The 14,335-nt window shown below is 55.3% G+C and carries 11 protein-coding genes; 7 read left to right on the forward strand and 4 right to left on the reverse strand.

Annotation, left to right across the window (positions count from 1 at the left end; genetic code table 11):
- Positions 1–51: 51 nt before the first annotated feature.
- The 6 genes from msrB to VHE34_RS08170 all read left to right on the forward strand — a co-directional run bounded on the left by msrB (position 52) and on the right by VHE34_RS08170 (position 8,404).
- A complete protein-coding gene (msrB, locus tag VHE34_RS08145) occupies positions 52–591 on the forward strand; it encodes a peptide-methionine (R)-S-oxide reductase MsrB (RefSeq protein WP_325586563.1) in 540 nt (179 codons plus the stop codon).
- A 1-nt stretch (position 592) separates the two neighbouring features.
- Positions 593–1,237: a peptide-methionine (S)-S-oxide reductase MsrA gene (msrA, locus tag VHE34_RS08150; protein ID WP_325586565.1), complete on the forward strand. Its 645-nt coding sequence runs from the start codon at positions 593–595 to the stop codon at positions 1,235–1,237.
- Between the two features lie 146 nt (positions 1,238–1,383).
- The gene (locus VHE34_RS08155) at positions 1,384–2,103 is read left to right on the forward strand and encodes a hypothetical protein (protein ID WP_325586567.1); all 720 of its coding nucleotides are present in this window, start codon (positions 1,384–1,386) and stop codon (positions 2,101–2,103) included.
- A 2-nt stretch (positions 2,104–2,105) separates the two neighbouring features.
- Positions 2,106–4,865 (forward strand): TonB-dependent receptor, encoded by a 2,760-nt coding sequence (locus VHE34_RS08160; RefSeq protein WP_325586569.1) that lies wholly within the window; start codon positions 2,106–2,108, stop codon positions 4,863–4,865.
- A complete protein-coding gene (locus VHE34_RS08165) occupies positions 4,865–5,992 on the forward strand; it encodes a DUF4249 domain-containing protein (RefSeq protein ID WP_325586571.1) in 1,128 nt (375 codons plus the stop codon). Before VHE34_RS08160 ends, VHE34_RS08165 begins: the two co-directional genes overlap by 1 nt.
- A gap of 39 nt (positions 5,993–6,031) precedes the next feature.
- Positions 6,032–8,404 (forward strand): hypothetical protein, encoded by a 2,373-nt coding sequence (locus tag VHE34_RS08170; protein ID WP_325586573.1) that lies wholly within the window; start codon positions 6,032–6,034, stop codon positions 8,402–8,404.
- Here the strand turns inward: VHE34_RS08170 and VHE34_RS08175 are convergent.
- A complete protein-coding gene (locus tag VHE34_RS08175) occupies positions 8,386–10,281 on the reverse strand; it encodes a gamma-glutamyltransferase family protein (protein ID WP_325586575.1) in 1,896 nt (631 codons plus the stop codon). The two genes, VHE34_RS08170 and VHE34_RS08175, sit on opposite strands and share 19 nt — an antisense overlap.
- Entirely contained in the window at positions 10,262–11,260 is a 999-nt protein-coding gene (locus tag VHE34_RS08180) for a proline iminopeptidase-family hydrolase (protein ID WP_325586577.1), read from the reverse strand. Before VHE34_RS08180 ends, VHE34_RS08175 begins: the two co-directional genes overlap by 20 nt.
- A gap of 102 nt (positions 11,261–11,362) precedes the next feature.
- Between VHE34_RS08180 and VHE34_RS08185 the strand changes: the two genes are divergently transcribed.
- Positions 11,363–12,442 carry an alpha/beta fold hydrolase gene (locus tag VHE34_RS08185; protein WP_325586579.1) on the forward strand — a complete coding sequence of 360 codons (1,080 nt, stop codon included), beginning with the start codon at positions 11,363–11,365 and terminating at the stop codon, positions 12,440–12,442.
- Here the strand turns inward: VHE34_RS08185 and VHE34_RS08190 are convergent.
- Positions 12,431–13,969: a hypothetical protein gene (locus tag VHE34_RS08190; RefSeq protein WP_325586581.1), complete on the reverse strand. Its 1,539-nt coding sequence runs from the start codon at positions 13,967–13,969 to the stop codon at positions 12,431–12,433. The genes VHE34_RS08185 and VHE34_RS08190 overlap by 12 nt on opposite strands.
- A 56-nt stretch (positions 13,970–14,025) precedes the next feature.
- Complete coding sequence (locus VHE34_RS08195; RefSeq protein WP_325586583.1) at positions 14,026–14,148, reverse strand: hypothetical protein; 123 nt, start codon at positions 14,146–14,148, stop codon at positions 14,026–14,028.
- Positions 14,149–14,335: the final 187 nt, after the last annotated feature.

Genomic DNA, 14,335 nt, shown 5'->3' on the forward strand with positions numbered 1-14,335 from the left:
CAAACCCTCCTGCCCTTTCCTTCGTTATTTAAACATACTAAACAAACGATCATGAAACCGAGCATCACGAAACTGACAATCCTCACGCTGGCCGTAGTTTTCCTGGGAGCCCTGCCCGCCGCGGCACAATCGAAGAAATACCCCGATCCCCCGACGGTCGGCCCAAAAGCGGCCTGGCCCATGAAGCTCTCCGATGCCGATTGGAAGGCCCGCCTGACGCCCGACCAGTATTACATCCTCCGGGAACAGGGCACCGAACGCGCCTTCACCGGGAAATATGACCACTTCTATCAAAAAGGGACCTACTACTCTGCAGCCTCCCTCCAACCCGTCTTCAGCTCCGATACGAAATTCGATTCCCATACCGGCTGGCCAAGCTTCTATGCCCCGATAAACCCAGATGCGGTCCGCCTCGTACACGACGGCAGCGACGGCATGGACAGATGGGAAGTGGTCGACAGCAAAAGCGGCTCGCACCTCGGCCATGTCTTCGATGACGGCCCCGCCCCCACGGGAAAAAGATATTGTATGAATTCCGCGGCACTCATCTTCGTGCCCGACGGCCAACCCGCACCAACAAAATCACACTAAAATGAAAAGACTCTTTATAACCCTTGGCGCCCTCTTCCTTCTGGCAGCTTGCGGGAACACACAACCGGTCAACATCCCGGTAAAAGACCAGACAAAGCCCTCCTCCAATGAAGCCGTCGCCTATTTCGCGGAAGGTTGCTTCTGGCATGCGGAGATCGTCTTCCAAAGCCTCGTCGGCGTTCGCGATGCAGTCTCCGGTTATGCCGGCGGCACCGACAAACATCCCGACTATGAAAAGGTCTGCACCGGCGAAACCGGCCACGCCGAAACCGTACAGGTGTTCTACGATCCTTCAAAAATTTCCTATTCCACACTCGTGGCTGCCTTCTTCGCCAGCATGGATCCCACTGAGCTCAATCGCCAGGGTCCCGACGAAGGCACCCAGTACCGCTCCATCGCCTTCTATCGCAACGCTCAGGAAAAGAAGGTCATCGACGACGAGATCGCAAAGCTCAACGCCTCGAAGAAGTACTCCGGAAAGATTGTCACCCAGGTACTCCCCTTCAACAGCTTCTACCCCGCCGAATCCTATCACCAGGAATACATAAAGAACCATCCCGAAAACCCTTACGTAGAGCACGTCTCCATCCCCGATTGGCTTCGCTTCAAACAAGCCAACAAAACGAACTTCAACTTCAAATCCTGATTAAAATCGGTGAATATACACAGGGCTGTCTTGCGACAGCCCTTTTTTTTCCCCGGCATGCTTCCCATGCCGGACATCAATGGCCAAAAAAGAAACCGCCAATTTTAATCCAGGGGCGGTTTCTTTTTTGGTATATTTATTCCGCTATGATCATTCAAACTAACCGCTTGCAGCCCATCCTATGCCTGTCCCTGGCCCTGTCATTCTTGCGACAATCCACCCTTGCCCAACCCACCCCCGCCGACAGCATCCCCGCCGCAAGGGCCGCCATCTTCTACCAATCCTATATCGGCCAGGACGCAGCCATCTATAACGGCGTCGCCTATCAGCCCGATTATCGCGGTATCGAAGGCAACCCCTGGTTCGAATCCCCCAACCTCGTCTCAGGCTCATTGGTCTACGAAGATCTGACCTATACCCACATACCCCTGATGTACGATCTGGTCCTCGACGACCTGGTCATCGCCGACCCCAAAGGCCAAACCCTCATCCTGGCGCCGGAAAAAGTTCAACAATTCACCCTCGGAAACCACACCTTCATCTATCAGCCGGCGAACAGGACCCCGGGGTTCTACGAACGCCTCTCCTCCGGCTACGCGTCCCTTTATGTCCGCCATAAAAAGAAAATCGAGGAAAAACTGGAATCCGCCCAACTCCTCCGCTTTATCTCCAGCCACGATGACTATATCCTCTTCAAACAGGAGCACTATTACCCGGTACCATCCGCAAATCACCTGCTTACCCTCCTCTCTGACAAAAAACAACAGCTCCGGCAATTCCAGCACGCTCAGCACATCCGCTTCAAAAAAGATCCCGCTGCCGCGATGCAGGCCATCGTCGATCACTATAACCAATTACCCCATTGATCATGCGCCGGTCCCTACTGACCCTTCTCGCGGTCTTTCTCGCTGCCCTTTCCGCAGCTTATGCCCAACAGAAAGCGGCTGAAAATCGCCTGTCCCTGTCCCTCAGCCATGCCCGCCTTGACTCTCTCGTGTCCCGCATCGAAGCCCAAATCCCGGTCAGGTTCTACTACGACGCAACCAGCTTCGATAGCCTCGACGTCGACCTCAATGTCTCCAACATACCCCTCGACCAACTCCTGGACCAACTCTTCAGGAACACCGCCTTTCACTACGCCATCGACGCAGATGGCAACGTCTTCCTCACAAAAGGATGGACGATCCAAACCGGCCTGGCTCCGGCCGTCTCCAACCAACTGGACTCGGCACGCCGTACTTCGATCCGCTTCGGCGAAGAGAAGAACGCCCGCCACAAAGAAAGCTCCGAAAGCAAATTGTACGATATCGGCCCAAGAACCAATACCTTCGCCCCCGGGAAAGCCGTGATATCCGGCGTCGTCCGCAACGCCCGGACCGGCGAACCCATCGCCAACGTCGTCATCAGCCCCGAACCACCCGGCATGGCTACCGTCACCGACCGCTATGGCTACTACTCAATCTCCCTTCCCCGCGGCCACCACACCCTCAACGTCCAGGGCCTGGGCCTCCGTGACAGCCACTTCCAACTTATGCTCTACTCCGATGGAAAGATGGATATGGATCTCCGTGAACAGGTCACCACGCTCCGCGAAGTCATCGTCTCCTCTCAAAAAACGCTCAACGTCAACCGAGTCCAACTGGGCGTCGAACAACTCAATATCCAACAGATAAAACAGGTGCCCACCGTCATGGGCGAAGCCGATATCCTTCGCGTTGTCCTGACCCTCCCGGGCGTCAAAAGTGTCGGCGAAGCCAGCACCGGACTCAACGTCCGCGGCAGCTCCGCCGACCAAAACCTGATCCTCTTCAACGACGCCACCATCTACAACCCCTCCCACTTCTTCGGCTTCTTCTCGGCTTTCAACCCCGAAGTGGTAAAAGGCGTAGAACTCTACAAAAGCAGCATCCCCGCCCAATACGGCGGCCGCGTGGCCTCCGTCCTTGATGTCACCGCCCGCGAAGGAAATAAAAAGGAATTCACGGGTAGCGCGGGCATCGGCCTGCTTACCAGCCGCGTAACCATCGAAGGGCCTCTCGACAAAGACAAGACTTCCTTCATCGCCGGCGGCCGCGCAACCTACGCAGACTGGCTCCTCAACCTCCTACCGCAGGAATACAAACACAGCAAGGCTTCCTTCAGTGATTTTAACCTCCTCATCAGCCATAACATCAACGAAAAAAACAACCTCTACCTCAGCGGCTATCTCAGCAACGACCGGTTCAACCTCAATAGCGACACCTTTTACAAGTACGGCAACCGCGACCTGAACATAAAATGGAAACATACCTTCAGCAATAAGGTCACAGGCGCCTATACCCTCGGCTACGATCGCTACCAATACAATATCAGCAGTGACGGGAACCCCGTCAACGGATTCAAACTGAGCTTCGACATCAACCAATTCAACCTCAAGGCGGATCACACCTGGTATCTCAACGCCCGCAATACCGTCGATTTCGGCCTCAACAGCATCCGCTATATCCTTCATCCGGGCAACTACGAACCCTATGACACGAGCTCCCTGGTCACCCCGAATAAAATGCAGCCGGAATATGGCCAGGAGAACGCTATCTATGTCTCCGACAGGATCACCGTCAACCCGGTTTTCTCTGTCGTCGCCGGCATCCGGTATTCATTGTTCGGCTACCTCGGCCCCCATACCGAAAACCTCTACCCGGAGGGCCAACCGAAAACGGTCCTCGACCAAATCGGCACCGCTTACTTCGCGGGCGGAAAATTAATAAAAACCTATCAGGGCCCCGAATACCGCCTCTCCGCCCGCTATGCCCTCACAAACTCATTCTCCATAAAAGCCGGCTACAACTCCCTTCGCCAATATACGCACATGCTCTCTAACACCACCTCCATGGCCCCAACGGACATCTGGAAACTCAGCGATCCGCACATCCGCCCGCAACTCGGCGACCAACTGTCCCTCGGCCTGTATAAGAACATGGCGTCAAACACCATCGAAACATCTGTAGAGGTCTATTACAAGCACCTTCACGATTATCTGGACTACCGGTCCGGCGCCACATTGATCCTCAACCCTCATATCGAGACCGACGTCCTGAACTCCAAAGGAAAAGCCTACGGCGTAGAACTGAGCATCCGCAAAACGGCCGGCCACCTCACCGGCTGGCTCAGCTATACGTGGTCCCGCACTTTCCTGAAAACTGACGACCCCACCGCCGGTGAAATAGTCAATCATGGTAATTGGTACCCCGCCGACTTCGACATCCCAAACGACTTCAGCGCCGCAATCAACTATAGGCTCAACCACCGCTTCAGCATTTCGGGCAACTTCCTCTACTACACAGGCAGACCGATCACACTGCCGATCGCCGAATATTATTATGCCAACTCGGCGAGGGTCCTCTATTCCGATCGAAACGCCTATCGCATCCCCGATTACTTCCGCACCGACCTTTCCCTCAACCTCGATGGTAACTACAAAGTCCACCAACGTACACACAACTCCTGGACCATCGGCGTCTACAATCTCACAGGCAGAAAAAATCCTTATAACGTGTACTTCCTGTCCGAGAACGGAGGGATCAACGGCTATAAACTCTCCATCTTCGGCAGCGCAATCCCATTCATTAACTTTAACATCCGTTTTTGATGAAGACAGGCATATCATTCCTACTGATCGCGATCATCTCCATTCTTGGATGCAAACAGTCTTACCTGCCGCCGGCCATCGCCAACCCGCCCAACTACCTCGTCGTGGAAGCATTCCTCAATACCAATGCCGGCGAAAACACCGTTATCCGCCTTTCACATACCGTCAAACTCGATACCCCCCTCATTTCCCCGGAACAGGGCGCCACCGTCACCGTGGAAGGCGCGGACAACACCCTCTACAAGTTCGACGAATCGGGAAACGGCGCCTATACCGCCTCCCTTTCCACGCTCAACTACAACACCAGCTATCGGCTGCATATCGTCACCGCCACCGGCAAGCAATACGCCTCGGACTATTTCCCCCTCATAGCCTCTCCCCCCATCGACAGCATCAGCTTCAAACGCATGGATGACGACGATCACAAGGGAGTCACCGTCTACGCCAACACCCACGACCCGCAGAACAAGACCAGGTTCTATCGCTGGGAATACGAAGAGACCTGGGAATTCCATTCCGCGTACTTCGCTAACATTCAATACGTCCCCCGCGGCATGACCGCTAACTACTCCCCCAACACCATTTCCACCTGCTGGCATAACGATAATTCCACCAGCATCATCCTGGGCACGTCGACCCAACTCGCCTCGGATGTCATCCACGAAGCACCACTACTCCAAATACCCCTCAACTCCCAACAGATCAGCGTCCGCTATAGTATCCTGGTCAAACAGTACGCACTTCCGCAAGCCGCCTTCGACTGGTGGCAGATCCTCCAAAAAAATTCCGAACAGATCGGCTCCATCTTCGGCGTCCAACCCTCGGCGAACAAAGGGAATATGCACTGCCTGACGGATACCGCCGAACAGGTCCTCGGATTCGTCAGCGGCGGCTCCGTTCAATCCCTGCGCACTTTCATTACCATCGACCAGGTCAGACCCTGGTTCTATGACCCCGAATGCGCCGACTATAAAGTGCCGCCCATCCCGGACAGCATCGCCTTTTATTATAGCATCGGCTACCTCCCCTGGAAAGCCGACTTCAATCCGCCCCTCACGCACATGGCTCCGGGCCGCTGCGTAGATTGCACACTCTCCGGAACCAATCAACGCCCCTACTGGTGGTGACCATCAAATATTCGTCCATCATTCTGGTAAAAGAAAGAAATGAGAACCATCCCCTTGCTCCTCCTGCTGTCCCTCCGCTCCATACCGGCCCTCGCACAATCCGACGCGCTAACCTCGGTGCAAACCCGCGCGGATACCTGGAGAAACGTCGTCCTGCAGGAAAAAATCTTCCTCCACGCTGACCGCTCCTTCTACCTCGCCGGCGAACTCCTCTGGTGCCGCCTCTACTGCGTGGACGGAGATTCGCACCGCCCGTCCGACGTGAGCAAACTGGCTTATGTGGAATTGCTGGACCGGGATAACAAACCGCTGCTCCAGGTCAAAATAGCCCTGGCAAAAGGCTTCGGCGACGGCTGCCTCCATATCCCGCCTTCCATCCCCACCGGCATATACCGGCTCCGGGCCTACACCAACTGGATGAAGAACTTCGGCCCGGAAACATTCTTCACCCAGACCGTTTCGGTCATAAATACGATAAAAGGGGTCGACACGGCCGCACTCGAACACCCGGACACGACAGGCAGCCACTACACACTCTCCTTCTTCCCGGAAGGCGGTGACCTGGTCGCCAATCTGCCATCCACTCTCGCTTTCGAAGCGCTCGATGAACAAGGCAATGGACTGGTCGCCGATGGCGCCCTGCTCACCTCCAACAACGATACCATCGCGACTCTCCATCCGCAACAGGAGGGCATGGGCTTCCTTTTATTCACACCCAAACCCGGCCTGACGTATAAGGCCATCCTGAACTGCCCCGATGGCAAAACCCGCACCTGGCCTATCCCACAGATCCTCCCGCACGGCTACACTCTCCATCTGGCGGACGACGGTGGACCCAACCTCAAGCTGATCGTACGCGCAAGTGAAGGCCTCGCCCCCCAAAATTGCCGGCTCTTCATTCACTCGCGAACAAGATCCTCCTTCACCGGCCAACCACCCACCCTCTCGGGCGATTCGGCCTCTTTCATCATCGAAAAAAATACACTGCCGGAAGGTAACACCCGCTTCACACTCTTTGACGCCGCCGGCCGCCCGCAGGCGGAACGTCTATTTTTCATCCCCCCCCACACGAAACTGAACATAACCGCTGCCACCAAGCAGGCAAATTATACCACCCGTCAAAAAGTTCATCTCGACATCGGCATCTCCAACCCCGATACCTCCGGCAATCACCTCTCCATCGCCGTCTATCGCCTGGATTCCCTCCAGGGTTATCCCCAAACCGATATCCTCCGCTACCTATGGACTTCCTCGGAATGGACTGGCACGATACCCGTAAACCGGATCTTCGACGACCCCGAACTCGCACACCTGTATGCCCTCACACACGGCTGGACAAGATTTCGCTGGACCGATGTACTCTCTCACCCCTCCGGCCCCCGCCTCTTCGCACCCGAGATCCGTGGGCAATTCATCACCGGCCGCCTATCCGATCCGCAAACCGGCTTAGCGCTGAAGGCAACGGACACCTGGATCTCCACTCCCGGCCTCACCTTCCAGTTCGGCGCCACCCAAACCGACTCCACTGGCAAATTCCTGTTCGACATAAAGGATTTCTTCGGCAGCGATGGCATCGTCGTCCATACCGAAACCCCTGCCAAAGTGCAAATCACATCACCCTTTTCGGAACAATATGCAGGCGCCCCCGTCCCCCCCCTCTCTCTCTCCTCCTCCCTGCTCCCCCTCCTGACACGCCACAGCATCGCTATGCAGGTCCTGAACGTATACTCCGGCGACAGCCTCAACCACTTCATCACCCCTCCCATCGACACGATCCCGTTCTTCTCAAAAGGCGCCTACACCTACCTCATGGACAACTACACCCGCTTCACAAGCATCGAGGAGATCCTCCGGGAATACATAAGAGAGATTAACGTCACCCACCAACAGGGCCACCTGCATCTCACCATGCTCAACGAACCCATGCACTCGGTCTTCAGCGACAACAAAACCCTCGTTCTCCTCGACGGCGTGCCAGTTCCTGATGACCGCATCTTCTCCTATGACGCACTCAAAATAAAAAAACTCGACGTTATACCCCGCGAATATATTCTGGGTCCCGCGCACTTTAGCGGCATAGCCAGCTTCACCACCTTCAGGGGCGACTATGAAGGCCTGGATCTGGACCCCAATTCCCTCCAGATCGAATACGATGGAATGCAATACCGTCGGCAATTCTACGCCCCGGCATACAATACAAACCGGCAGGCGCAAACACGCCTGCCGGATTTTCGCAATCTCTTGTATTGGTCCCCCGATCTTCGCCCTGGAACAACCGCCGCACCCGTGGAATTCTTCACCTCCGATGTCCCCGGCGACTACCTCGTCGTCGTCCAGGGGCTCTCCGCCGATGGCCGCGCGGGCGTCACATACACGCAATTCACCGTTAAACCTCACCACCCAATCCCATAGTCCTCCCCGTTATTACTGCTGCCGCCCCAAAACGTACCATGCTTCGAATCCACCATGATCGCATTGATCGGCCCGCTCGTCCGATCCCCAAACGTTGCAAAATACCCCATCTTCCTCAACTCCTGCCGCACGTACGGCGGCGTCACATTCCCCAACAGGATGCGCCCCGGCCTCGGCCGCCGGTCCTCCATCCGCTCCCCGCCAAGGGACAGCCACAGCTGATCGGAATTGATATTGGGCGCCTCTGTCGCCTCCTGCACCGTCATCCCGAATACCACCATATCGAGGAAGAACTGCAACAGATTCTGATCCTGCGTATCCCCACCTTGCACGCTGAAACAGAGATAAGGCTTATTTTCCTTTAACGCCAGGCTGGGCGTCAACGTTACCCTCGGCCGCTGATGCGGCTTGACGACATTGAACGGATCGATGATGGAATCCAGCACAAAGCTCTGCATCCGCTGACTCATCCCCACCCCGGTATGCCCCGCGACACAGGCGGGGTTCCAGCCGCCGCTCGGCGTCACGGAGATCACCCAGCCATCCTTGTCCGCAGCCTCGATGCTCGTCGTTCCCCGCCAAAGCCGGTCGTGGTACAACGCCTCATCCACCATCGCAGTCTCATTCATCGCCCCACTGGCGCCGGAAGCTCCCCTTGTAGGCCCGGTCAGCTTCGCCCGCTGCTTCAACAACTCCGTAAAAGGATTCGTCCTGCCTTCAAAAGGATAAGGATCACCCGGCCCCACTGTCGCGTCATTGCGCTCGAAATTGATCATCTTCGCCCGCTCCTTAGCATATTCTTTACTCAGCAAACCCTTCATGGGTTGTCCCGTCGAACAGTACGGATCGCCATAATAAAAGTCCCGGTCCGCAAAGGCCAGGTTCATCGCCTGGTAGATCGTATGAATATACTTGCTGCTGTTATAGCCCATCCCCTTCAGATCGAAATTCTCGAGGATATTCAACGCCTGCAACATCGCCGGACCCTGCGTCCACTGCTGCAGCTTGTAGACTTCGATCCCCTTATAGTCGACATGCATCGGCTCCTCTTCTATCGGCTTCCACGCAGCCAGGTCCTCCATCGTGATCAGCCCGCCCTGCTCCTGGCAGCCCCGCACAAACTCCCTGGCGATATCCCCCTTGTAAAACCGGTCACAGGCCGCCATAATGGCTTCCTCCCTCGTCTTCTTATGCTTCAGCGCGTCCTGCTCGGTCTCGACCATCTTCGTAAGGGTCTCGAGCAGATCCTTCTGTACAAACACCTCGCCTGCCTCGGGCGCTTCCCGCTTCTCCCCCAAATGCGGCAGGAACAACGCCTTGCTGTACGGCCACTCTTTCAGCCGCCGTTTCTGCGCCTCGAAGCTGTTCGCTGTCTGCGCCTCGATCGCATACCCCTTCGCCATCTCCATCGCAGGCGCAAGCACCTCCTTGAGGCTCATCGTTCCATACTTCGCCAGCATATAGCAAAGCCCGCCCGGCGTGCCCGGCGTGACGGCCGCCAGCGGACCGTACTCCGGTGGGAAATTATATCCCTTGCTCCGGAAGAAGGCCGGCGTCGCCCCCGTTGGCGCCCAACCCAGCGCATCGATGGCGATAACCTTCCCCGTCTTGGGGTTATAGATCAGCGCCTGCGTCTCCCCACCCCAGCTCAGCACGTCCCACATGGTACACACCGCACCCAACATCCCACATGCGGCATCTATTGCATTCCCCCCCTTCTGGAATATCTGCGCCCCCGCCTCCGCCGCCAACGGCTTACCCGTAACGGCCATCCAGTGATTGCCGTGCAACGGCGGCTTCTGTGTAGGCTGGGCCTCGCCCGATAAAGAAATAAGCAGCAGCGCCGCAATAGCGGTCTTAGTTAGTTTGGTCGCCATCTTTCAGAAATTTTATAAGTCCAGGAAAATAATGCGCCTGATCGTCCCACATATCACAATGACTTCCCTCCGGACAATACACATACGACCCCTTCCTTACCTGCTTGCTCATCCACTCCATATACCTGGGATCCATGGTATCGTACTCCCCGCCGATCATCAAGGTTGGCACCGTGATCTGCCCCAGATCCTTGCTCCGGTCCCAGGTGATCAGCCTCCCTCCCGTCTTGAACTCGCTCGGCCCCTGCATCGTCACATAGATGCCCTCGCTCAGATGATTGAACATCCGGGTCACCGGATCCGGCCACTCCGCAAGCCGGCACAAATGCTCATGATAATACTCCTTTATCACCAGCGCCTGGTAGACACTGTCCTTGTACAATCCCCTGTCCTCATATCCCTTCAGCGAATCCACCAACGACTTCCGCATCTTCGAACGCAGCGTGCCATTATATTTCTCATACTCCGGCATGCTGGCCATCATATTCGAAATGATCAACCCCTTCAGATTGGCCTGGTATTTCAACGCGTACTCCATCGCCAATATCCCACCCCAGCTATGACCCAGCAGGTAAAAATTGTCCTTATTCAGTCCCAGCGCCCGCCGCACCTGCTCCACCTCCTCCACAAAATGATCGGTCGTCCATAGGCTGCTGTCATTAGGCCGGTCACTGTACCAGGAATCCAGCTGATCATAATAGATGAACTCGATCCCCTCCTTCGGCAGGAAATTCTCGAAACACTCGAAATACTCATGGGTACCCCCCGGACCTCCATGCAACAACAAGACCTTTATCTTCGGGTTGTTCCCAAAACGCTTCGTCCACACATGAAATTTGCCCTTCGGCGTGCTGATCTCCACCATTTTGATGTTCCCGGTCTGTACCCCCGAATCCTGTTTCGCAAAATAGTCGACCGTAGGTGAAGCACAACGGCTCAGACAAAACAACACCAGGGCTGATAAAAAGCAATATCTCATAAGACTCATTTTTAGCGTAGTAATGGCGAAAGGGTAAAATCCGGTGACCATCCGTCAAGATCGTAGAAAGTCTGAATTTAATAAAATTCTTACATTCATTACATGAAAAAGCTCCTGCCTCTCTTAGTGCTGATGCTCGTCGGCGCCGCCCGCCTGCGTGCACAACTCCCCGACTCCACGGAAGTCGACCACGAATTGAAAAATTTCAAATTCGTCAGCGGGGAAACCCTGCCCGTGCTCAGACTGCACTATACCACCTTCGGCAAACCCGTGAAGAACGCCAAAGGACAGGTCATCAACGCCGTCTATATCATGCACGGAACCACCGGCAACAGCCACAACTTCACCAACCGCCTCTTCGCCGGCAATCTTTTCCAGCCCGGTCAGCTCCTCGACGCCTCGAAATATTTCATCATCCTTCCCGACGGCATCGGCCACGGCAAGTCCAGCAAGCCCAGCGACGGCCTGCACATGAAATTTCCAAAATATACCTACGATGATATGATCAGGGCGGACTACACCGTCCTCACCGAACAGATGGGCATCAACCATCTCCGCCTCATCCTGGGGACATCCATGGGAGCCATGCATTGCTGGGTATGGGCCGAAACCTATCCCGACTTCATGGACGCCTGTATGGCAAACGCCAGCGAACCCGTCGAGATTGCCGGCCGCAACCGCATGTCCCGCTACGCAGCCATCCAATGCGTCGAATCGGACCCCGCCTGGAAAGGCGGCGAATACACCGAACCACCCGCCGCCGGCCTTCGCGGCGCATACACCTCCATGATGTGGATGACAAGCAGCCCCTGGCAGATGCAACGCCGCTCCGGCACCCGCGAACAGGCCGAACGGGCATACACCTTCGGCTCGGAGAACTTCATCAAACACCAGGACGCGAACGACATGATCTATGCCTTTGACGCCTCACGTCTCTATAACCCCGAACCCAATCTGGAAAAGATAAAATGCGTCTTCTATGCCGTCAATTCCGCAGACGACGAATGCAACCCGCCCGAAATGAACATCATGGAACCCGCGATAAAAAAAGTGCCAAAAGGAAGATATATCCTGCTGCCGATCACCGAAAAGACCTCCGGTCACGGCACACACTCCAACCCCACCATCTGGGGGGATTACCTGAAGGAATTGCTGGCAGCCAGCGAGCCTTCATCGAAATAGCACAACCGCAAAGCCGACCTTCCCGTTTGCGTTCCCATTGACATAGATGTCATAGGGGATCACCACCTGGTCGGGAGCGATCTGTCGCGAATTCTGGAAATCGAGCGTATTCCTCAGCCCCCAGAAAAGAATACCCTCGCTGGTCACCTGCTCGCCGCGCGGATCGATCACGGTAGTGGAGGCATAAACCTTTTCCCCGTGTACGAAACTATTGTACAGGAACACGATCCGGTCCTGCATCGGCAGGAACATATAGGAAAGGTTCGGCGAATTCAGCTCGGTCACCTGCTGCTGGCTGATCATCCCGCTCCAGCAACTGTCCTTGCGGCTCCCCGGGAAATAATAAAGGCTCAGGTCGCCCCTGTCATGATACTCCGGGCTCGTCCGCTCCCGGTACCGCGCATAGCCGTACTTCGGCGCCGGCAATCGCATCCGCACGGCCGAAGGCCCCATCGCACTGGCCTCGGGAATATCGTTGGAAGCAAAAAGAAAAGCCGGGTCCCAACCTTCATCATAGTTCACCTCATCGTTTTCGGGCTCATACGCCCGGCCATATTCCTTCAACAGCAGGAATCCCCGGCCCGGCACCGCGACAAAATTCTCTTTTACCAGGTTATCGTTCCGGATACGCCGCCCGCCAAGCGTATTCAGCCGGTACGACGAATCGAAGCTGAAAGTCCTTGTCTTCATCGAATAATGCACCACCTGCACATTTTTCAGCGGCGAATAATGAAAGGTCGACAGGATCCCGCCGACCGCTTCCCCCGTGGAATTGTCGATCGACAAACAGACATCTTCCATCAGCGCCGTCCCCGGAAGCATCACCTCCCGGCAGGAAACAACCGTATCTACCGCACCAAAATGAAAAAGCAGGAAATTACTATTCACCCGCGACGGACTCAACATCAACCATTGCCCGTCATCGGCCAGCTTGATCGGCGCCTTCGTAAAATCCTCCAGCGGATAGGTGGAATAGTCGTCCTGGATGATCGGCTGCGTCAGGTAGGGATGCCGGTAAACCCGCTTGGAAAGGACATGCCAGTCCTGGTCATATAAAAAGGCATGCAACCACGGCGAACCCGACGGCATGAATTCAAAACCCAGCAGGAGGCTCCGCCGCCGGTCCAGACTGCGAACCAGCATAAAGCTCGTCCCCGGCTCCGCAAAAGGAAAGACGCCGATCGTATGATCCGGCTCCGGCGCTTCACCCGTCGCCTCGTATCGCTGAAGCCGCACCTCCGTCTCCTTCCCACTCCTTAACAGGTTGATCCGGTCGAAATGCTCATCGGCCACCACGAGATACTCCCGCACGGAATTCATGGTATACAACGGGTCCTCGATCACGCTCCTCATCCCCATTTTCGAATCATAGACCACGAAATCACGTTCTTCTGTACTGGTAAACGCATCCGCATGACGAACCGCCTTCTTGCGATTGATCGCAGACACCCAATAGTAATCCCCTACCTTTCCCAGCATTTCCTGTCGCAGGGTGAACCGGTCACTGTAAGGCTCACAATACGACACCGTTTGTGCAGAAAGTGAAAGACAACTCAGTAAGAAATAAGTGTGTAGTGTTATCGTCATGCGCCATCCCATACCAACTCCTTCTTTTTGAAGTTAACAATATTTTTAATATGCCCAAGCACCGTTCCTGCATTGGGAAAAAATTTCCTTTCTTGGGAGAAAAACAGCCATCGTTTCATTTTTACGATTTCGCATAAGGTTGTAATTGAACCCATAAATGCCTAAAAATCAAACGGGTAAAAAACTTTTTTTAACCCCGGGGTCCTGACACGCCTTCCGGCACGCGGGTTGCCTTATATACTTCGGTTTTTCATAGGATATTGGATTTAAAAACGGGGCTGGATTTCTATCCTGGCCCTTTTTTAT

It is taken from the genome of Puia sp., from assembly GCF_035546395.1.
Lineage (GTDB): Bacteria > Bacteroidota > Bacteroidia > Chitinophagales > Chitinophagaceae > Puia.